General features: G+C 71.8%; 20 protein-coding genes. 9 read left to right on the top strand and 11 right to left on the bottom strand.

Annotation, left to right across the window (positions count from 1 at the left end; translation table 11 throughout):
* Positions 1-24: 24 nt before the first annotated feature.
* Complete coding sequence (locus DEJ31_RS05065; protein WP_111121332.1) at positions 25-651, top strand: NAD(P)H-dependent oxidoreductase; 627 nt, start codon at positions 25-27, stop codon at positions 649-651.
* Here the strand turns inward: DEJ31_RS05065 and DEJ31_RS05060 are convergent.
* The 3 genes from DEJ31_RS05060 to DEJ31_RS05050 form a co-directional block, all read right to left on the bottom strand.
* On the bottom strand, positions 636-1316 hold the full coding sequence (locus tag DEJ31_RS05060; RefSeq protein ID WP_111121331.1) for a maleylpyruvate isomerase N-terminal domain-containing protein: 681 nt from the start codon (positions 1314-1316) through the stop codon (positions 636-638). The two genes, DEJ31_RS05065 and DEJ31_RS05060, sit on opposite strands and share 16 nt — an antisense overlap.
* A gap of 52 nt (positions 1317-1368) precedes the next feature.
* On the bottom strand, positions 1369-2043 hold the full coding sequence (locus DEJ31_RS05055; RefSeq protein ID WP_111121330.1) for a hypothetical protein: 675 nt from the start codon (positions 2041-2043) through the stop codon (positions 1369-1371).
* A gap of 119 nt (positions 2044-2162) precedes the next feature.
* On the bottom strand, positions 2163-2948 hold the full coding sequence (locus tag DEJ31_RS05050) for an SDR family oxidoreductase (RefSeq protein WP_111121329.1): 786 nt from the start codon (positions 2946-2948) through the stop codon (positions 2163-2165).
* Positions 2949-3030: 82 nt separating this feature from the next.
* Here DEJ31_RS05050 and DEJ31_RS05045 point away from each other — a divergent pair, with 82 nt between their 5' ends.
* The 3 genes from DEJ31_RS05045 (at position 3031) to DEJ31_RS05035 (ending at position 4759) form a co-directional block, all read left to right on the top strand.
* Positions 3031-3618 (top strand): TetR/AcrR family transcriptional regulator, encoded by a 588-nt coding sequence (locus tag DEJ31_RS05045; protein ID WP_111121328.1) that lies wholly within the window; start codon positions 3031-3033, stop codon positions 3616-3618.
* 146 nt (positions 3619-3764) lie between these two features.
* The gene (locus tag DEJ31_RS05040) at positions 3765-4190 is read left to right on the top strand and encodes an organic hydroperoxide resistance protein (RefSeq protein WP_111044786.1); all 426 of its coding nucleotides are present in this window, start codon (positions 3765-3767) and stop codon (positions 4188-4190) included.
* Positions 4191-4378: 188 nt separating this feature from the next.
* Complete coding sequence (locus tag DEJ31_RS05035) at positions 4379-4759, top strand: YchJ family protein (protein WP_111121327.1); 381 nt, start codon at positions 4379-4381, stop codon at positions 4757-4759.
* Between the two features lie 154 nt (positions 4760-4913).
* On the opposite strand, the gene DEJ31_RS05030 is transcribed toward DEJ31_RS05035, so the two are convergent.
* Positions 4914-5786 (bottom strand): shikimate dehydrogenase, encoded by an 873-nt coding sequence (locus DEJ31_RS05030; protein ID WP_111121326.1) that lies wholly within the window; start codon positions 5784-5786, stop codon positions 4914-4916.
* 69 nt (positions 5787-5855) lie between these two features.
* Here DEJ31_RS05030 and DEJ31_RS05025 point away from each other — a divergent pair, with 69 nt between their 5' ends.
* Complete coding sequence (locus DEJ31_RS05025; protein ID WP_258366167.1) at positions 5856-6869, top strand: iron-siderophore ABC transporter substrate-binding protein; 1014 nt, start codon at positions 5856-5858, stop codon at positions 6867-6869.
* A gap of 222 nt (positions 6870-7091) precedes the next feature.
* On the opposite strand, the gene DEJ31_RS05020 is transcribed toward DEJ31_RS05025, so the two are convergent.
* Positions 7092-7496, bottom strand: a complete 405-nt coding sequence (locus tag DEJ31_RS05020) for a DUF1304 domain-containing protein (RefSeq protein WP_220034846.1) — start codon at positions 7494-7496, stop codon at positions 7092-7094.
* A 79-nt stretch (positions 7497-7575) separates the two neighbouring features.
* On the opposite strand from DEJ31_RS05020, the gene DEJ31_RS05015 reads away from it, so the two are divergent.
* Positions 7576-7893 (top strand): chorismate mutase, encoded by a 318-nt coding sequence (locus tag DEJ31_RS05015; RefSeq protein WP_110904041.1) that lies wholly within the window; start codon positions 7576-7578, stop codon positions 7891-7893.
* Positions 7890-9038 (top strand): beta-propeller fold lactonase family protein, encoded by a 1149-nt coding sequence (locus tag DEJ31_RS05010; protein ID WP_111121325.1) that lies wholly within the window; start codon positions 7890-7892, stop codon positions 9036-9038. Before DEJ31_RS05015 ends, DEJ31_RS05010 begins: the two co-directional genes overlap by 4 nt.
* 44 nt (positions 9039-9082) lie before the next feature.
* Here DEJ31_RS05010 and DEJ31_RS05005 read toward each other — a convergent pair whose 3' ends face one another.
* From DEJ31_RS05005 to purS, 4 genes are read right to left on the bottom strand one after another with little or no spacing between them, the layout of a single operon-like run.
* A complete protein-coding gene (locus tag DEJ31_RS05005) occupies positions 9083-10018 on the bottom strand; it encodes a 2-hydroxyacid dehydrogenase (RefSeq protein WP_220033212.1) in 936 nt (311 codons plus the stop codon).
* A gap of 4 nt (positions 10019-10022) precedes the next feature.
* A complete protein-coding gene (gene purL, locus DEJ31_RS05000; RefSeq protein ID WP_258366166.1) occupies positions 10023-12404 on the bottom strand; it encodes a phosphoribosylformylglycinamidine synthase subunit PurL in 2382 nt (793 codons plus the stop codon).
* Positions 12405-12451: 47 nt separating this feature from the next.
* Positions 12452-13147, bottom strand: coding sequence for a phosphoribosylformylglycinamidine synthase subunit PurQ (gene purQ / locus DEJ31_RS04995; RefSeq protein ID WP_111121373.1), 696 nt, complete (start codon positions 13145-13147; stop codon positions 12452-12454).
* A 5-nt stretch (positions 13148-13152) separates the two neighbouring features.
* Positions 13153-13401, bottom strand: a complete 249-nt coding sequence (gene purS / locus DEJ31_RS04990) for a phosphoribosylformylglycinamidine synthase subunit PurS (RefSeq protein ID WP_110823495.1) — start codon at positions 13399-13401, stop codon at positions 13153-13155.
* Positions 13402-13557: 156 nt separating this feature from the next.
* Here purS and DEJ31_RS04985 point away from each other — a divergent pair, with 156 nt between their 5' ends.
* Positions 13558-14166 carry a PadR family transcriptional regulator gene (locus DEJ31_RS04985; protein ID WP_146243098.1) on the top strand — a complete coding sequence of 203 codons (609 nt, stop codon included), beginning with the start codon at positions 13558-13560 and terminating at the stop codon, positions 14164-14166.
* Positions 14163-15839, top strand: coding sequence for a DHA2 family efflux MFS transporter permease subunit (locus tag DEJ31_RS04980; RefSeq protein WP_375334556.1), 1677 nt, complete (start codon positions 14163-14165; stop codon positions 15837-15839). Before DEJ31_RS04985 ends, DEJ31_RS04980 begins: the two co-directional genes overlap by 4 nt.
* A 789-nt stretch (positions 15840-16628) precedes the next feature.
* Here the strand turns inward: DEJ31_RS04980 and DEJ31_RS04975 are convergent.
* Together DEJ31_RS04975 and DEJ31_RS04970 are read right to left on the bottom strand one after the other, a co-directional pair.
* Positions 16629-17450, bottom strand: a complete 822-nt coding sequence (locus DEJ31_RS04975; RefSeq protein ID WP_111121322.1) for a cytochrome c oxidase assembly protein — start codon at positions 17448-17450, stop codon at positions 16629-16631.
* 136 nt (positions 17451-17586) lie between these two features.
* The gene (locus tag DEJ31_RS04970) at positions 17587-18891 is read right to left on the bottom strand and encodes an acyltransferase (protein WP_111121321.1); all 1305 of its coding nucleotides are present in this window, start codon (positions 18889-18891) and stop codon (positions 17587-17589) included.
* Positions 18892-18970: the final 79 nt, after the last annotated feature.

Raw genomic sequence — 18970 nt, 5'->3', positions numbered from 1 at the left:
GCCTGGTCCGCTTGACTGACGGCCGTGCAGACCCTCATCGTCACCGCCCACCCCGATCCGGACTCGCTCACCGCGGGCATCGCCCGACAGCTGCAGGACGCCCTGTACCCCGGCGAGGTCGAGCTGGTCGACCTCGCTGCCGAGGGGTTCGACCCGCGGTTCCGTCCGGCGGACCGGGACGCCTACCGGGGCACCGGTGCGCTCCCCGACGACGTCGTCCGCGAGCAGCAGCGCCTCGACGCCAGCGACCACCTCGTGCTGGTGTTCCCCGTCTACTGGTGGTCGATGCCGGCGCTCCTGAAGGGCTGGGTCGACCGCGTCTTCGTCAACGGTTGGGCGTTCGACGTCGACCCGGCCGGTGGGACGCGTCGGAACCTCGGGCGGCTCACCGTGCACCTGCTGCCGGTCGCCGGTGACGCTGCCGGGACGTACGAGCGGCACGGCTACGAGCAGGCGATCCGGACGCAGATCGAACACGGGATCGTCGACTACTGCGGGGCGGTCCGTGGAGCGACGGCGTTCGTGTTCGAGTCCGAACAGGACGACGACGTGACCCGCCGAGCCCTCGTCGACGACGCCGTCGATCGGATCGCACGGGCCGTCGCCGGTGCTGCAGTCGTCGTCGGTGCCGACGCTCAGAGCACGGAGTAGCCGGGCGGCAGGGACCCCCGACCGGTCAGGGCGGCGAGCAGCAGCGCACCGTCGCCGCGGCGCGCCCCGACCTCGGCGAGCAGCAGGGTGGCGGCGACCACCGCCTCCGCCGGCGGGGAGGCCGAGACGGGAGCACCGGCTGCCGTCGCGGCTCGTGCGACGTCGCCGCCGTGCACGACCAACTCGACGATGCGGGTGCGCAGGTACTCCTCGACCGGCAGGAGCAGACCGCCGACCACCGGGATGCGGGTGCCCGACGGGACCGCCGCGAGGACAGCCAGGGCCTGGTCGCGAGCCGCCGTCACCGCGGCCTCCGGATCGGTGCCGAGTGCTGCGCCGGCGGCGACACCGCGGGCAGCGACCTCGTCCGGGTCGGTCGCCGTGCGGGTCGCGGCCTGGAGGTACTCGGCCGCGTCGTCGAGGACCGCTCCGGACGTGGACGTGGACGTGGACGTGCTCGGATCGGCGCCGTGCTCGATCGTGGTGGCGGCGTACGTCGACACCGTCACGAGGGCACGGTTCGTGTGCCCGACGAGCGCCCGGAGGTCCCAGACCCCGAGCGCGGGGGAAGACCAGAGGGCCGGATCCGCCACGGGGGAGGGCAGCGCGGTGACGAGGTCCACGAACGACTGGGCGGTCGCGGCGAAGAGTGCTCGGGTCTCCACGTGCTCATCCTGCCGTGGCAGGTGGCTGCCGTGGCAGGTGCTCGCCGTCCGGTCAGTCGTCGGGGAGGCCGACCTTCGAGCCCGACGGGAAGCGGTTGCGGCCGGTCGGGGTGGTCGACCTGAGCTCGGACGGCGGGAGGGCAGTAGCGGCCCGGTGAGCCCGCTCCGCTCGTCCGAGGCGGGTGACGTACGTTGGGATGAGCGAGGTGTAGCCGGCGACGAGGATGAAGTTCAGCCCGTGCCCGTCGCTCGCGACCAGCCCCGTGATCGCGAGCAGTGCGACGCCGATCAGCCCGGGGCTCGCACGGACGACGTCGACCACCAGGGTCCGTCGCATCAGGGCCGTGTCCTGCAGCACGGCGTCGCGGTCCTCGGGGAGCACCTGCGGCATGCGTCGACGCAGGTACCGCTGGACGGAGTCGCGCGCAAGACGCATCGTGTCCGGACGCACCTGCCTGCCGTTGATCGTGGCCGGCGGGTCGGCGGTCTGCTTCACCGGGAAGCAAGACATCGTCATCAGTCCGGCCGCCAGTGCAGTGGACACGACGACCACGGTGGAGCGCGCCGTCCCCAGGCCGGCCCATCCCGTGTGCGCTGCGGCCACCCCGAGCACAACCGCTGCCACGACGCCGACGACGAGTCCGAACGTCACCGCCCGGCGGAAGGGCTCCAGCGACACGTCCTCACGGAACCGCGCACGCAACAACTGCCACCCCAGTCTGAACACGTGCCATGTCTACCCGCTCGCGCTGCGGATGGCTCGTGCCCGTCCGACGACCCTGGGACGGTTCCCGCGCGCCCGGGCCGGTCGTGCCTCCGACTGATCTCCCTGGTGCGGTGACGAGGTCAGGCCGTCGTCCTCGGGGAAGAGTCGGCCAGGCGCAGGACCGTCCGCCTCGGCAGCAGTGGCGCGATGCGGCTGGTCCGCGTGTTCGCACTGCCCGACACGGCACTGACCGGGGGCGTCGACTTGTCGAGGGCTCGGAACGCCGCAGCGACGACCTGCTCGGGCGTCTCGAACCGCACCCGGCCCTCGTCCGTCCCGGAGTTCCGGTAGAACTCGGTCTTCGTCGGACCGGGCGAGAAGGCCATGACGGTGACCCCGGAGTCGCGCAACTCGTACGCCAGCGCCTCGGTGAACCGCAGGACGAAGGCCTTCGAGGCTGCGTAGACCGCCATCCCCGGCGTCGGCATGTAGGCCGTGAGACTCGCGACGTTGAGGAGCACGCCCCGGCTGGAGGACACGAGCCGCGGGAGGAACGCGCGGCACACGTCGACGACGGCGTCGATGTTGACGGCGAGCTGGTCCCCGAGTTCAGACGGCGTGCTGTCCACGAAGTCTCGGGTCAGACCGATGCCGGCGCAGTTCACCACCGTGTCCACGCGGACGCCGAGTCGGTCGAGTTCGGTGAGCAGGCGCGTGCCGCTCGCCGGCTGCGTGAGGTCGAGCGGCACGACCGTCACCACCCGTCCGTGGTCCGATCGGAGCGACTGTGCCAGCTCCTCGAGGACGTCGGCTCGGCGCGCGACCAGCACCAGGTCGGCTCCGCGCGCGGCCAGGGCGCGGGCGAACTCCCGTCCGATGCCGGAACTCGCGCCGGTGATGAGCGCGGTCGTGTCGGTGTGGTCCATGCCTGCTCCTTCTAGTTGACAGGTGTAAACCTAGGCGGCTGGTTGACGGGTGTCAACCGCGCGCTCGTGCGACAGTTGCTCCATGACGAACACGTCGCGCACCCGCACCGGCGACCAGCTGCGTGACGACCTCCTCGCGGCCGCGACGGACCTGTTGTCGCAGCGCCTGGCCGTCACCCCACCGTCCCTGCGCGAGACCGCGCGTGCGTGCGGGGTGTCAGCGACCGCCGTGTACCGGCACTTCCCGTCCCAGCAGGCGCTGCTCATCGCCGTGGCCACCCAGAGCCTCACCGCGCTCACGACGGCGATCGAGGCCGCAGGCGCGGGTGCCTCGACCGACGACGACCGCGCCGCTGCCCTGCGGACCACCGCGAGCGCGTACGTGACGTGGGCGGTCGCGAACCCCGGCGCGTACCAGCTGCTGTTCGAGGGACGTGATCTGCTGGAGGACCCGGTGACGATCGAGTCCGGGATCGACCGACTACAGAGCCGCCTCGATGCCCTCCTCGTCGGCCTGCCTGCCGGCGATCGGGACGAGCGGTTGCAGGCCGACCTGCTCTGGATCTCCCTGCACGGCCTGGTCGTCACCCGCATCCGGAAGACCCGGCAGCAGTGGCAGCGCTCGGTGGTCGAGGACGCCACCGCGCTCGTCGACACCTTCATCGGCTGAACCCGGTCGCGGGGCCCTCGCGGGGGCGGGGCCCTCGCCTGCGAGGGACCCGGACACGCCCGGCGCTGTGCGCGGGCCGAGCCGGTGACCAGCCCGCCCCCGGGCCCCCTCAGCGAGTGTCCAGCCACTCCCGGTCATCTGGTCGGATGAGTCTCGACATCGTCTACACCGCAGCCGCCCACGCCACCGGAGGCGGCCGCGACGGCCACGTCCGCACCGAGGATGACCGCATCGACCTCGACACCCGACCGCCGAAGGAGATGGGCGGCAGCGGCGAGGGCACCAACCCCGAGCAGCTCTTCGCCGCCGGGTACGCGGCTTGCTTCCTCGGCGCCCTGCACGCCGCCGGCCGCGAGCTGACGCTGGACACCGCCGGCGCCGAGGTCTCCGCCGAGGTCAGCATCGGCGGGAACGGCTCGGGTGGGTTCGGTCTGGCGGTGGAGCTCGACGTCTACGCGCCGAGCGTCGCCGGACCTGAGCGGCAGCGGCTGGTCGAACTCGCGCACACCATCTGCCCGTACTCGAACGCCACGCGTGGGAACATCACGGTGACGCTGTCGCTCGTCGACTAGGTCCGGCCGCGTTGGGTGTGGGTGAGACGCCGGCGTCTGGTCGAGACGTCGTGCTGATGCCGAGACGCCTCCGTACCCGGCGGCGTCTCACCTGCGGAGCGGCGTCTCGCGCAGACGGGGGCGTCTCGCCCACACAGGGGCGTCTCGAGGCCGTGCGGCGGCGGGCGGGAGCTGCCTAGGCTGGTGCGGTGCCGACCGACCGCTGCCCCTGCCTGAGTGGCAACCCCTACGACGAGTGCTGCGGCCCCCTCCACGCCGGCGCTCCTGCACCGACCGCCGAGCGGCTGATGCGGTCGCGGTTCTCGGCCTTCGCGCTCGGCCTGCCCGAGTACCTGCTGCGCAGCTGGCACCCACGTACCCGGCCGGCGTCGGTCGACCTGGACCCCGGGCAGCGCTGGACGCGGCTCGACGTCGTCGGCACCCGGTCGGGAGGCCCGTTCGACTCCGCGGGCACCGTCACGTTCCGCGCGTGGTGGCGCTCCGACACCGAGCGCGGGACGCTCGAGGAGACGAGCGACTTCGTCCGCGAGGGCGGGCACTGGTACTACGTCGACGGCGTCGTGGTCTGAGGGTCGCTGGCCCCCACTTGCGCGTGTGAGACGCCGGCGTCTGTGCGTGACGCCGCCGAGTGCCCGAGACGCCTCCGGAGTCGGCGGCGTCTCAGCTGCTCGGCGGTGTCGCGTGCGGACGGGCCCGTCTCGGGAACGCCTGCGCGCCGCCCCGTCAGCCGATCGTCTCCGGCAAGCTCACGGCAGCGCGCATCGCTCGGCGGACCTCAGCCTCGTCTGGCAGCAGCTCGTCCTCGTCCCCGGTCAGGAAGAAGCGGATCTGCCCGATCGCCTGCTCGCTGAGCATGTCGAGGCCGTTCAGCACCCGACCGCCCGCGGCCGTCCACGCCGTCGAGGCCCGGGTCGGCCACGGCTCGTACGCCACGTCGAACAGCACCGCGTCCGGGCCGGACGGCACGAGGGGCAGGTCGTCAGCAGCACCGCCCGGCAGGGCCGACACCACGAAACCCATCGGGTCAGCGGAGGCGAGGTCCTGCAGGTCGTGCACCTCGATCGTCACCCCGAGTCGGGCCGCGAGCAGCACCAGGTCACCCGCCTTGCCGGTGTCGCGCAGGAACACCCGCACCAGGGAGGCTCCGAGCCGGAGTGACGCGGTGAGGGCGCTCGCCGCCGTCGCTCCGCCGCCGAGGACCGTCGCCTCACCCGGCACGTGACCGAGTGCGGCGACCGGGCGGACGATCCCGGCGACGTCGGTGTTCGCTCCCGCCAGGACGACCGACGAGCCTTCACGGCGGAACGCGACGGTGTTGGCGACACCGAGCTCGTCGACGAGCGGGGTCGTCCGGTCGAGCAAGGGCAGCACCTCGCGCTTCAACGGCATCGTGAGGCTCAGGCCGCGCCACTCCGGACCCAGCCCCGAGACGAACGCAGCGAGCCCACCGGAGGCGACCTCGTGCCTCCCGTACGAGAACGGCAGCCCGAGCACGTCGTAGGCCGCAGCGTGCAGCGCGGGGGAGAGCGAGTGCGCGATCGGGGAGCCGAGCACGGCGAGTTCGGTGCGGTCGGCGTCGGGGAAGGTGAGGGCCACGGGCGCAGCCTATCCACGGGCGTCACACGAGCCTCCCGGGGGAGGAGCGCTTAGGTTAGGCTACCCTTCGTGATCCGTACCTCCCTCCCCAAGCGTCGCCTCGGGCGCGTGCTCGCCGCGGCCGGTGCCGTCGTCGCGGCCTCGCTCGTCCTGGCTGGCTGCTCCTCGTCGAGCCCCTCGTCCTCGTCGTCCTCCGCCGGTTCGTCCGACGGTGCGTTCCCGGTGTCCATCTCCACCGGTCTCGGCACCACGACGATCGACTCGGCGCCCAAGCGCGTCGTCGCCCTCGGCTGGGGAGACGCCGAGACGGCGCTCGAACTCGGCGTGCAGCCAGTCGGGGCCAGCGACTGGCTCGCCTTCGGTGGCGAGGGCGTCGGCCCCTGGCTGAAGGGTGCGTACGACAAGGCGCCGAAGATCATCAACACGCTCGAGCCCAGCTACGAGGAGATCCTCAAGCTGAAGCCCGACGTGATCCTCGACGTGAAGTCCTCGGGGGACAAGGACCGCTACGACAAGCTGTCCGCCATCGCCCCGACGGTCGCGATCCCGAAGGGCGGCGAGAACTACCTGGCCTCCACGACGGAGCAGGTCGACATGATCTCGAAGGCGCTCGGCAAGGAGACCGAGGGCAAGAAGCTCCTCAGCGATCTCGACGACTCCTACGCCGCCGCCCGCAAGGCGCACCCCGAGTTCCAGGGCAAGACCGCAGCGATCGGCGCGTACACGTCGGAGGGCTTCGGCGTCTACGCCTCCCGCGACAGCCGCGCCACGTTCATGCAGAACCTCGGCTTCACGATCCCGAAGGCGATCGACGAGGCCGCCGGCAAGGAATTCTCGGTCTCGCTGTCGAACGAGAACCTCGACCTGCTCGACGCCGACCTGACCGTCGTGCTGCCGATCTACGTCGACGCGTCGAAGGCGTCCTCGGACCCGCTGTTCCAGAAGGTGCCCTCGGTCGAGGCGGGGCATTCCATCGTCATCGACGACTCGGACGTCTCCACGGCGTTCTCGCTCGGGACGACCGCGGCGATCGAGTGGGCGCTGCAGCGTCTGCCGGACGAGTTCGCGAAGAAGCTGGGCTGACGCCGGCCGCGGCGCGGCGCGGCTGCGGCTGCGGCGCCAGCCGGACCCGCACAACAGGAACCGGCCCGCACCACGAGATGTCGTGGTGCGGGCCCGTTCCTGTTGTGCGTGGACCCAGCCGCGCTGCCGGGGCCGATGGGGCGTCGGGCGGCGGGGCGTCCTGCGGAGGTGGGGCGGGCCTCCAGGCCGGGCGCTGCGCGCGTGCCGGACGGGAGGCGCGGGTCAGGACCCGAAGGACGAGCCCACGAACGCGAACAGGAGCGCGAGCAGCGGGAACGCGCCCTGCATCGACGCAGAGCGCAGGTACTTGCGGCCGGTGCCCGCGAGGACGACGGCGGCACCGAGCATGCTCGCGCACGAGAAGACGACGAGCGTCCAGCCGGTCGCACCGTTGCCGGCGAGCACCAGCACGACACCGAGGACCGCGCCGATCGCCAGGAAGAGGTTGTAGAAGCCCTGGTTGAAGGCGAGGGAGCGGGTCGCCTGCGCCTCGCCTTCGCTCGAGATGCTGAAGATGCGTCGGACCCGAGGGCTCGTCCATGCGAGGGACTCGAGGAAGAAGATGTACGCGTGCACCAGGCCCGCCAGGACCGCGAAGACACCGGAGATCGCCAGCAGAACCGTCATGACGACCATCCTCCCAGCAACGGGACGGCCCCCGGGGTCACATCTCGTCGGGAGCGACCTCGATCAGTAGGCTCTGACCATGAACGAGGCCCGAGGGACGACCGACGATGACGCCGTGGCCGAGCTGCAGAGCATCCGGCAGAGCATCGACAACATCGACGCTGCCGTGATCCACATGCTCGCGGAGCGGTTCAAGTACACGCAGCGGGTCGGGTACCTCAAGGCCGCGGCGGGCATGCCGGCGGCCGACCCCTCGCGCGAGCAGATCCAGGTCGCACGGCTGCGTGCCCTCGCTGCCGAGTCCCACCTCGACCCGGCCTTCGCCGAGAAGTTCCTCAACTTCATCGTGGCGGAGGTCATCCACCACCACGAGCGCATCGCCGTCGGTGAACTGTGACCCTGCCGCCACTGCACCTGCTGATCGGTTCGTACACGGCGACCGGAGGTGGGAACGCGACCGGCATCTCCATCGTCGACGGTGACGTCGTGTCGACGGTCGCGGTGCTCGACGATCCGTCGTTCCTCGCCGTCGACGGTGACCGGGTCTACGCCGTCTCCGAGACGGTCGACGGCGGCGTGCACGCGTTCCGCCGCACGGGCTCCGCTCTGGAGCACCTCTGGGACGCCCCCGCCGGCGGAGATGCACCCTGCCACGTGCGGGTCGACCCCTCGGGAGCGCTCGTCGTCACGAACTACGTCTCCGGGACGGTGACCGCGGTCTCGCTCGAAGCGGCGGAGGCGTACGTCGTCCCCAACGGGGTCGGGCGCGGCGGGACTGCTGGTGGCGGCCTCGTGCACGGTGTCGGCGGCCAGGGTGCCGGGGTGTCCGCCGTGCTGCCCCACGCGGCACTCGCGACCGAGGCCCTGCCCGACGCGACCGGCCCCGACGAGGAGCGCCAGGAGGGCTCACACGCCCACCAGTCCATCGCCACACCGGACGGCACCGTGCTGGTCGCCGACCTGGGCGGCGATGCCCTGCACGAGTTCCGGATCGACGCCGATGCGGGCTCGGTGTCGATCGAGCCGCTCCGCGTGCACCGCCTCACCCCCGGTGCCGGACCGCGGCACATGGCCTGGGTCTCCGGTTCGGTGGGCGGCGAGCTGGGCGGTGACTCGGGCGGTGACCTGGGCGGCGATCTGGTCGTCGCTGGGGAGCTCGACGGACGGGTGTACCGCCTCCGCCGTGACGAGTCCGGGACGTTCCGGGAGGTCTGCGCCACTCCGGTGTTCGACGGACCCGGTGTCCCGTCGCTCCTCAGTCACATCGAGGTCGACGAGCGCGGCCTGGTCACCGTCGCCGTCCGCGGCCGCGACCAGATCGTGGTGCTCGACACGGCCGACGACGGGCTCCGGGTCGTCGGGGCAGCGTCGGCCGGGGGAGCCTGGCCCCGCCACTTCGCCAGGGTGCCCGGGTACCTGCTCGTCGCGAACCAGAACTCGGATGCGGTGGCGGTGCTGCCGGTCGGGGACGACGGCGTGCCGGGGGCGACCGTCGGGCAGATCGCCGTCGGCAGCCCGACGTGCGTCATCCCGTTGGGGTAGCGCGTCCGGGGGCTGTCGGCGCTGCGGTTGTCGCCCTGCAGCTGTCAGCCCTGGGGGACCGGCAGGTCGATGACGTTCTCGAACGGCCGCCCCTCGGCCAGCGCCGCGACCTGGCGTCGGATCAGGTCGAGCGACCGCGGGACGCTGAGGTCCGTGTTGCCGCCGACGTGCGGCGTGAGCACGGTGTTCGGCGTCGTCCAGAGGGCGTGGTCGGCAGGCAGGGGTTCCGGGTCGGTGACGTCGAGCGCCGCCGAGATCCGGCCCGAGCGGAGTTCCGCCACCAGTGCGTCGGTGTCGACGACCTTGCCACGCGCGACGTTCACCACGAGGGCGCCGTCCGGCAGCGCTGCGAGGAGGTCCGCGTCCACCAGCCCCTCGGTCTCGTCGGTGAGCGGCGCGATGAGCACGAGGACGTCCGTGGTCCGCGCGAGTTCCGGCAGTTCGCCGAACGCGTGCACCCGCCGGCCGTCCTGCTGCCGCGCGGTCCGGGCGACGACGGTGACCCGGGTGCGGAACGCCTCGAACCGGGTCGCGATCGCGGACCCGATGGCGCCGTAGCCGACGACCGTGACGCGGCGATCGGCGAGCGAACGGGTCTCCCGCGAGTCCCACCGCTGCTCGGCGCGGTCGAACTGGAACGCGGCGATCTCACGGAGCGAGGTCAGCGCCAACCCGACGGCGAGCTCGGCTGTCTCGTCGTCGTGGATCCCGCGGCCGTTCGCCAGATGAGCGTGACCGGGCACGTGCGGGGTCGCCCACTCGTACCCGGCGCTCGGCAGCTGCAGCAGTTCGAGGTTCGGCAGGTCGTGCACGAACTGCCACCGGTGCCGCCCGCCGAAGTAGAACGGCAGGAAGGCGATGGCGACCTCGTCGGCCCGTTCGTACGGAGCCTCGACGTCCCAGACGTCCAACTCGATGCCGTCCGGGACCGGGCCGAAGCCGTCGACCAGTTCCTGGAAGGGCAGCGTGACGATCGGCACCGGGTCAGGAATCCGTGCGCGGCGAGAAGGACCCGTGGTCGTCGAGCGGCCCGCGACCGACGTAGCCCTCGGTGACGTTCTCCTGGATGACGGCACCGAAGTGCGTCGGCAGGGTCGCACCGTGTGCGCCGCGGAGCTCGTCGATCGTCGCCTCGAACGCACCCTGGACCTCGAGCGAGCCTGACGCCGCGTCGGTCACGCCGATGCGCAGGACGGGGTACCCCCGGCCCGTGCAGAGGCCCTGGAAGCGCACGTCGTCCTCACGTCGGACGGTCACGATGACGCGGCCCGTCGACTCCGAGAACAGCGCGGTCGCGGTGTCGACGCCGTCGCGGGACTCGAGCTCGTCCAGCACGACACGGGCACCGAGGCCGAAGCGGAGCACCGACTCGGCGAGGGTCTGGCCGAGGCCGCCGTCCGCCAGGTCGTGCGCGCTCGTCAGCAGCTGCTCGTCCGCCGCGGCGGCGATGAGCTCCGCCAGGGCCTTCTCGCGCCCGAGGTCGACCATCGGCGGACGTCCACCGAGGTGGTCGTGCACGGTGCCGGCCCAGGCCGAACCGTCGAGCTCGAGGCTCGTGGTGCCGAGCAGGTAGATGTTGTGGCCGTCGTCCTGCCACCCCGAGGGGATGCGCTTGGCGACGTCGTCGATCACGCCGAGCACACCGACGACGGGCGTCGGGTGGATCGGGGTGTCACCGGTCTGGTTGTAGAACGAGACGTTGCCGCCGGTCACCGGGATGCCGAGCTCCATGCAGCCGTCCGCCAGGCCCTCGACGGCCTCGGAGAACTGCCACATGACCTCGGGGTTCTCCGGCGAGCCGAAGTTCAGGCAGTCGGTGACCGCCGCGGGGACGGCTCCGGTGACGGCGACGTTCCGGTACGCCTCGGCCAGGGCCAGTCGAGCACCCTGCTTCGGGTCGAGCTGGCAGTAGCGGCCGTTGGCGTCCGTGGCGATCGCGACACCGAGACCGGTCTCCTCGTCGACGCGGATCATGCCGCCGTCGTCGGGGAAGGACAGCGCGGTGTTGCCGAGCACGTAGGTGTCGTACTGGTTCGTGACCCAGCGCTTGTCGGAGAGGTTCGGCGACCCGAGCAGCTGCAGGAACTGCGCCTTCAGGGCAGGGCCGGTCTCCGGACGGTCGAGCGACTCGGCGCCGTCGGCCTGGAGCGCGTCGATCCAGGTCGGGTACTTGACCGGACGGTCGTACACCGGGCCGTCGACCGCGACGGTGCGCGGGTCGACGTTGACGATCTCCTGGCCCTGCCAGTCGATGACGAGGCGACCGGTGCCGGTGACCTCGCCCAGCACGCTGGTCTCGACCTCCCACTTGCCGACGACCTCGAGGAAGGCGTCGAGCTTGTCGGGGCGGACGACCGCCATCATCCGCTCCTGGCTCTCCGACATGAGGATCTCCTCTGCCGTGAGCGACGGGTCGCGCAGCAGGACGTCGTCGAGCGAGATGTGCATCCCGCCGTCACCGTTGCTCGCGAGCTCGCTCGTCGCGCAGGAGATACCCGCGGCGCCGAGGTCCTGGATGCCCTCGACGAGCTCCTTCTGGAAGAGCTCGAGGCAGCACTCGATGAGGACCTTCTCGGCGAACGGGTCGCCCACCTGGACCGCCGGACGCTTGGTCGGGCCGCCCTCGGTGAAGGTGTCGGACGCCAGGATCGATGCGCCGCCGATGCCGTCGCCACCGGTGCGGGCACCGAAGAGCACGACCTTGTTGCCCGCGCCGGACGCGTTCGCCAGGTGCAGGTCCTCGTGCCGCAGCACACCGACCGCCAGGGCGTTGACCAGCGGGTTGCCCTGGTACACCGGGTCGAAGTAGGTCTCGCCGCCGATGTTCGGCAGGCCCAGGCAGTTGCCGTAGAACGAGATGCCGCCGACGACCCCGTGCACCACGCGTGCGGTGTCCTCGTGGTCGATCGCGCCGAAGCGCAGCTGGTCCATCACCGCGACCGGACGGGCACCCATCGAGATGATGTCGCGCACGATGCCGCCGACACCCGTGGCCGCGCCCTGGTACGGCTCGACGTAGGAGGGGTGGTTGTGCGACTCGACCTTGAAGGTCACCGCCCAGCCGTCACCGACGTCGACGACACCGGCGTTCTCGCCCATGCCGACCATCAGGTTCTTGGTCATCTCCGGCGTGACCTTCTTGCCGAACTGCCGGAGGTAGTTCTTGCTCGACTTGTAGGAGCAGTGCTCGGACCACATGACGGAGTACATGGCGAGCTCGCCCGACGTGGGACGACGACCGAGGATCTCGCGGATCTTCGCGTACTCGTCGGCCTTCAGCCCGAGTGCCGCGTAGGGCTGTTCCTTGTCGGGCGTCTCGGCGGCGTCCTGGACGGTGTCGGGCTTCGGGCGGACGGGCGTGGTCACGGTGTTGTCGTTCCCTGTCACTGGAGTCGCGGGCGCTGGAGTCGCGGTCACTTGACGAGCGCGCGCTCGATCACGGAGGTGAAGAAGGTCAGGCCGTCCGTGCCGGAGGCCATGGCCGCGCGGGTGTCCGGGCCGAACCCGGGCTCCGTCGCGTGCTCGGGGTGCGGCATCAGGCCGACGACGTTGCCGCGCTCGTTCGAGACACCGGCGATGTCGCCGATCGACCCGTTCGGGTTGACGCCGACGTAGCGGAACACGACCTGGCCGTTGTCCTCGATGCGCTTGATCTCGTCCGCGTCGGCGACGAACCGACCGTCGGCGTTCTTCAGCGGGATGGTGATCTCCTGCTGCGCGTCGAAGCCGGAGGTCCAGGCGGTGCCGGCGTTCTCGACGCGGAGCACCTGGTCGCGGCGGATGAACTGCTGGTGGGCGTTCCGCGTGTGCGCGCCCGGGACCAGGCGGGCCTCGGCGAGCATCTGGAAGCCGTTGCAGATGCCGAGCACGGGCATGCCCTTGCCGGCGACGTCGATGACCTCGGCCATGATCGGGGCCTTGGCCGCGATGGCGCCCGCGCGGAGGTAGTCCCCGTAGGAGAACCCGCCCGGCAGGACGATCGCGTCGACGCCCTGGAGGTCGTGGTCACCGTGCCAGAGCGCCACCGGCTCGGCTCCGGCGAGACGCACGGCGCGCTGGGCGTCGCGGTCGTCGAGCGAGCCGGGGAAGGTGATGACCCCGATGCGCATCGCGGTCACTCGACGACACTCACGGAGACGACGTCCTCGATGACTGCGTTCGAGAAGACGTCGACCGCGATCTCGCGGACCTCGGCGAGCTTGGCGTCGTCGACGGGGCCGTCGACCGACACCTCGAATCGCTTGCCGATGCGGACGTTGGTCAGGTCGTTCTTGCCGAGGCGGGCGAGGGCGTTGCCCACCGCCTTGCCCTGGGGGTCGAGGATCTCGGCCTTCGGCATGACCTCGACGACGATCGTTGGCACGTGTTCACTCCAGCACAGGGGTCGGGTGGGGACGTCACCAGTCTAGGTGGCCCGCGGGGGCAGCCGGAGCGGTTGTGGACGGACCATCGGAGACGTACTATTCGATGTCGAACAATCGGCATCGAACACCCGTCGCTCTCGAACACCGGAGACCACGTGACCGACCTGACGCCATTGGCGTTCGCGGCACTCGGCCTGCTCGCCGAGGCGCCGATGCACCCCTACGAGATGTTCCAGACGATGTTGCAGCGTCGCGAGGACCGGAACGTCAAGGTGCGCCCCGGGACGCTGTACCACCAGGTCGGCCGCCTCGCGGACCTCGGGTACGCCGAGGTCGTCGGCACCGACCGCGCGGGCAAGCGGCCCGAACGGACCACCTACTCGATCACCGACGCCGGCCGCGCGGCGCTCGAGGAGGGCCTCCGACGCATGGTCGCCGAGCCGGCCGACGAGTACCCGCAGTTCGGACTGGCGGTGTCCCACATGGACAACCTGCCCGTCGAGGACGTGGTCACCGCGCTCCGCGCTCGCATCCACGCGCTGGACGCCCGACGCGACGGGTACGACGAGACCGCCACGGGCCTCCAGGCCAAGGGCCTCGCCGAGCGCTACTGGCTCGACGTGTCGTACGTCCGTGCCATGCTCACCGCGCAACTCGAGTGGCTCACCGCCATCGCTGACCGCGTGGAGCGCGGCGACATCCCCTGGGACGGTCCGGCCGTCCCCGCAGAACCCACACAGAACAGCAAGGACACCACTCGATGACATCCGCATCAACCGCCGCCGACCTGGAGCACGGCAAGAAGCCGTGGCCAGCGCTCTGGGCACTCGTCGTCGGCTTCTTCATGATCCTCGTCGACTCGACGATCGTCTCGGTCGCGACGCCGACCATCGCGAAGGCGCTCGACGCCGACATCAACGCCGTCATCTGGGTCACCAGCGCCTACCTGCTGGCGTACGCCGTCCCGCTGCTCATCACCGGTCGACTCGGTGACCGCTTCGGACCGAAGGTGCTCTACCAGGTCGGGCTCGTCGTCTTCACGCTCGCCAGCCTCTGGTGCGGACTCGCAGGCTCGATCGAGATGCTGATCCTCGCCCGCGTCGTGCAGGGCCTCGGCGCCGCGATGATGACCCCGCAGACGATGTCCGTCATCACCCGCATCTTCCCGCCGCAGAACCGTGGCGCAGCCATGGGCCTCTGGGGTGCGGTCGCCGGTGTGGCCTCGCTCGTCGGCCCGATCGTCGGCGGCCTGCTGGTCGACGGCTTCGGTTGGGAGTGGATCTTCTTCGTCAACGTCCCCGTCGGCATCGTCGCGTTCGTCCTCGCACAGAAGTTCGTCCCGTCCTTCGAGCGCCACGGACACCGCTTCGACTACCTGGGCATCGTGCTGTCCGCAGTCGGGCTGTTCCTGCTCGTCTTCGGCATCCAGGAGGGCGAGACCTACGACTGGGGTACCATCACCGGCCCGATCTCGGTCTGGTCGCTGATCATCGCCGGCATCGTCGTGCTCGCCGCGTTCGTCGTCTGGCAGGGCGTGCAGAAGGGCGAGCCGCTGTTGCCGCTCGGCCTGTTCAAGGACCGCAACTTCACCCTGGCGAACATCGCCATCACCGCGGTCGGCGTCGCGATCTCGTCCTTCGCGCTGCCGATCATGCTGTGGGCGCAGGACGTCCTGCGCTTCTCGCCGACGCAGGCCGCGCTGCTCCTCGTGCCGCAGGCGGTCATCTCGGCCGGCCTCGCGCCGGTCGTCGGCAAGAAGCTCAACGTCTGGAACCCGCGCTGGGTGGCGTCCTTCGGGCTCGCCTGCTTCTCCGGCGGGCTGTTCTGGTTCGGCGCGCTGATCGCCGCGAACGCCGACTGGGGCTGGGTGCTCCTGCCGAGCGCGCTGCTCGGCCTGGCCAACGCCTGCATGTGGGGACCGCTGTCGGTCTCCGCCACGCGCAACCTGCCGCCGCGTCTGGCCGGCGCCGGCTCGGGCGTCTACAACACCACCCGTCAGATCGGTGCGGTGCTCGGTTCCGCCGGCATCGCCGCCCTGATGGAGGCTCGGATCACCGCCGAGTTCCCGCAGCAGTCCGGTGGTTCCGGCGCTGGTGCCGCGCAGACCGGGTCGCTGCCCGGGTTCCTGCTCGAGCCGTTCTCGCGAGCCATGGGGCAGTCGCTCGTCCTGCCGGCCGTCGTGCTCATCGCGGCGATCGTCGCGGCCCTGTTCCTGGCGAAGCCGAAGCAGACTGTCGCCTGGAAGCAGACCGGCTCGGTCGCCACGCAGCCCGACGGGTCCGCCGACGTGGCGCAGGCCGGCGCGGCGCACGCCGGAGCGGCGCAGGCCGATGATGAACGGGAGCACGTCGGTGCCCACGCCTCGGCCGCCGCACCCGCGACCGCCGCTGACGAGCTCGCCGCCGGGCAGCACCCGGGCAAGCACGTCGAGGCGTAGCCCGAGCGTCCCGCACCACCGGAGCCCCGGTCCCTCGCACGAGGGGCCGGGGCTCCTTCGTCTCCGGGTGTCCCGGTCGGCCGGCGTGGTCGCCGAGCGGGCGGAAGTGCACCGCTGGCGTCCACGGCACCAGGGTCTTCCGCCCGCTCGCGGGGTGCGCGGCCCGTGAGCCGGCGCCGAGGCGGGCGCAGTGCGGCGAGCGGGCGGAAACGCGCCTCCCGGGTCGCCCGCGCCGGAGGATTCCGCCCGCTCGCCGCGTCGCGCGCACTTCCCGGCCAGCCGGGAGGCCCGCCCCACGTCGAGCGGGCGGTTCCGCGCCCCCTGTGCTCGCGACACTCGGGGATTCCGCCCGCTCGCGGGTCGGGGCGGCGACGGGACGGACGCACGTCGGCGAGTGGGCGGAAGAGCGTCTCCGGACCGGGCGGGGCCGAGGCATTCCGCCCACTTGCGGGTCGGGGCGGCGACTCGTCGGTGAGCGGGCGGAAGCGCGTCTCCAGACCGGGCAGGGCACTGGTGTTCCGCCCGCTCGCCGGCGGGGGCGGCAGCCGAGCTGGCGCGCTTCGGCGAGAGGGCGGATCCGCGCTCCGCGGGGTCGTCGGGCCGGGGGATTCCGCCCGCTCGAGCGCGACGGACGCCCGGCGCGGATCGAACGGTCAGATCTGCGCGGCTCGGAGCGCTCGGACCCTGGTGTTCCGCCCGCTCGCGCCAGGCGGCCGAACCTCCCGCCGACCCGACCCGACCGACCCGACCGACCCGCGCCCCTCAGGCCAAGCCGCGAGCCCCGACCCATCAGGACCGTCGCTGCAGGTGCTCCCGTGTCAGTGCGTCCATCTGCTCGTCCGTCAAGTCGTCGACTTCGCGGGCCTCGCGGCGGTCGGAGCGTTGCCACCGGATGAAGAGGGCGATGAGCACGGGGACGTCCGCCACCTCGGCGATGAACCACAGCAGGTCGCCCGCCAGGTGCTGGTCCCGCAGTGGCGACGGCGCCCAGGGCACGTGCAACGCCACCCTGCCGGCTCCGTCCAGCACGTGGTCGCTGACGCGCATCACGACCGCCGGCACCGCGTCGAGCACGAGCTCCACGAACGCCAGCAGGAACTCTGCGGTGGCGAAGGCGGAGGAGCGGAGCACCCCGACCTCGGACAGCGGCGCGAGCAACCCGAAGCCGAGGACGGGCACGAGGACGGTGATCCCCTCGCTGCTGACCAGGGACTGGCGGAGCACGGCCGCCAGCGGGGTGAGCATCACGCAGAACAGCGCGAGGGCGACCAGTGGCGAGACGATCGCGTTGCCGAGGAGCCGCGCCGGACGTGAGCGCAGGACGGCGTCGGCGGTCTCGGCGAGGCGGGTCGGGCCTCCCGTCCGCAGCAACGCGAACGGGCCGGACAGTGCGGCGAACGTGGGGACCGCGAAGAACAGGACGGCGATCCGCAGGACGAAGGCCCACCGGAGCTGCCGGTCGTACTCGCCGACGATCCCGAACTGCACGACCGCGAACAGGGCCAGCGCGGCGACGAACGCCAGGGTCCGCCACCAGGGCCAGCGAACGCTCCGTCGTCGGGCCACGACGAGTCCGGCGCCGTACGCGACGGCGGCGACGACGACGAGCACCGCCGCCAGGGGGTCGACGTGCCAGGTGTTCCAGAACTCGGAGGGTGACGGCGTGGGGTGCCTCCCGGTGGTCGCGCTGCGGGAGTCATCTTCCTCCGGCCGGGAGGCCCGACGCGGCTCCGGCAGATGAGGATCCCTACATGGTCCGCACGCCCCGCGCCGCGACGGTCTTGCTCAGCAGCCACGTCCCGACCGGGATCGCGACCGCGCCGAGGAGCGCGAGCGGGAACGAGAGGTGCAGCTCCATCACGGCGAACGCCGGGCCGATCGTGCAGAGCGCCGCGACCGCGAGGACCGGCCATGCGGGGCGGTCCGCGCCGGGCACGAGGCGGGGGAGTGGACGGTCGAAGCGGCGCACGGCCCGGGCGACGCCGAGGGTGGCGGCGAGCAGGACGACCACGGCGACGATGCGGGTGGCCCACCAGGTGCGCGAGCCGGGGTCGGGGAACGGCAGCCCGACGAGCAGCCCGATGCCGTTGAGGAGGATGAAGAGCGGCAGGTGCCACAGGTAGATCGTCATGCCGTCGCGGCCGAGCAGGAACACGACGGCCTGTGCGGGTCGGGTGCGCATCAGCCGGGTCAGGGGAGCGTGCACGACCTGGACCAGGCAGGCCTGCCCGACCGCGAGCAGGGCCAGCGGCAGCATCGGCGGGTTGAGGTCCTGCAGCATGTCCGGAGACCAGAGCCCGACCGAGGTGATCGGCACGAGGACCGCGGAGGCGGCGACCGCGACACCCGCCAGCAGGAGCTTCGAGCGCCGGGCGAACCAGCCGTCCGCCCAGAGGAACCCGAGCTGCTGGGCGAACAGCCACACCGGGCCGAGGTTGAGCAGGCCGATCTCGGCGACCCCGCTGGCGAGCCGGACCCCGTCCACCGCCGCGGCCAGGAGCAGCAGTACCGCCAGCGTGCGCCACGGGACGGTGGCATGCAGCCGGGCCATCAGGGGCACGCAGCACTGCGTGATGCCGTAGGTGGCGAGGAACCACAGCGGTGACCCGATGCCGAACGCGAGTTCGTCGAGCAGGTCCGCGGGCGTACCGAGGACGGTCGCGATGCCGAGCCCGACCGCGAGCACCGCGAACAGCGGCACCGCCGGACGGTAGAGCCGCACGAGCCGGGTCGCGACCCAGTCCCGGGCGCCGCCGCCCCGGGCAACGGTGCTGCGCCACCCGACGGCGCTCGCGAAGCCGCCGACGACGAAGAAGAGGGGCATCACCTGGCCGATCCAGGTCGCCGCCACGTACCAGGGCAGTTCCTGCAGCGGGCTCGTCACCCGCAGGCCCGAGGAGTCGGAACCGACGCCGACCATCGTGACGTGCACGATGACGACCAGGACGACGCAGGCCGTCCGGATGAGGTCGACGACCAGGTCCCGCTGCGCGATGGTCCCCCGGGCGTCCTGAGCGGTGTTCGCCGACGCGTCGGCCTGCTGCATGGACATGGCTGGACGCTACCGGTCGTTCCACCCCTCCCAGGTCGGGTCCAGCCGATCGCGACAGGATCGTGACACATTGCATTCC

It is taken from the genome of Curtobacterium sp. MCPF17_031, assembly GCF_003234035.1.
GTDB lineage: Bacteria > Actinomycetota > Actinomycetes > Actinomycetales > Microbacteriaceae > Curtobacterium.
Note: the sequence above shows the minus strand (reverse complement) of the source record. Positions and strands in the feature narration are given on the sequence as shown.

Bases quoted from the DNA above. Each gene is read 5' to 3' on its own strand.
- DEJ31_RS05050 (WP_111121329.1), bottom strand. From the start codon at position 2,948: ATGGACCACACCGACACGACCGCGCTCATCACCGGCGCGAGTTCCGGC.
- DEJ31_RS05045 (WP_111121328.1), top strand. From the start codon at position 3,031: ATGACGAACACGTCGCGCACCCGCACCGGCGACCAGCTGCGTGACGAC.
- DEJ31_RS05040 (WP_111044786.1), top strand. From the start codon at position 3,765: ATGAGTCTCGACATCGTCTACACCGCAGCCGCCCACGCCACCGGAGGC.
- DEJ31_RS05020 (WP_220034846.1), bottom strand. From the start codon at position 7,496: ATGACGGTTCTGCTGGCGATCTCCGGTGTCTTCGCGGTCCTGGCGGGC.
- DEJ31_RS05015 (WP_110904041.1), top strand. From the start codon at position 7,576: ATGAACGAGGCCCGAGGGACGACCGACGATGACGCCGTGGCCGAGCTG.
- purQ (WP_111121373.1), bottom strand. From the start codon at position 13,147: ATGCGCATCGGGGTCATCACCTTCCCCGGCTCGCTCGACGACCGCGAC.
- DEJ31_RS04980 (WP_375334556.1), top strand. From the start codon at position 14,163: ATGACATCCGCATCAACCGCCGCCGACCTGGAGCACGGCAAGAAGCCG.
- DEJ31_RS04970 (WP_111121321.1), bottom strand. From the start codon at position 18,891: ATGTCCATGCAGCAGGCCGACGCGTCGGCGAACACCGCTCAGGACGCC.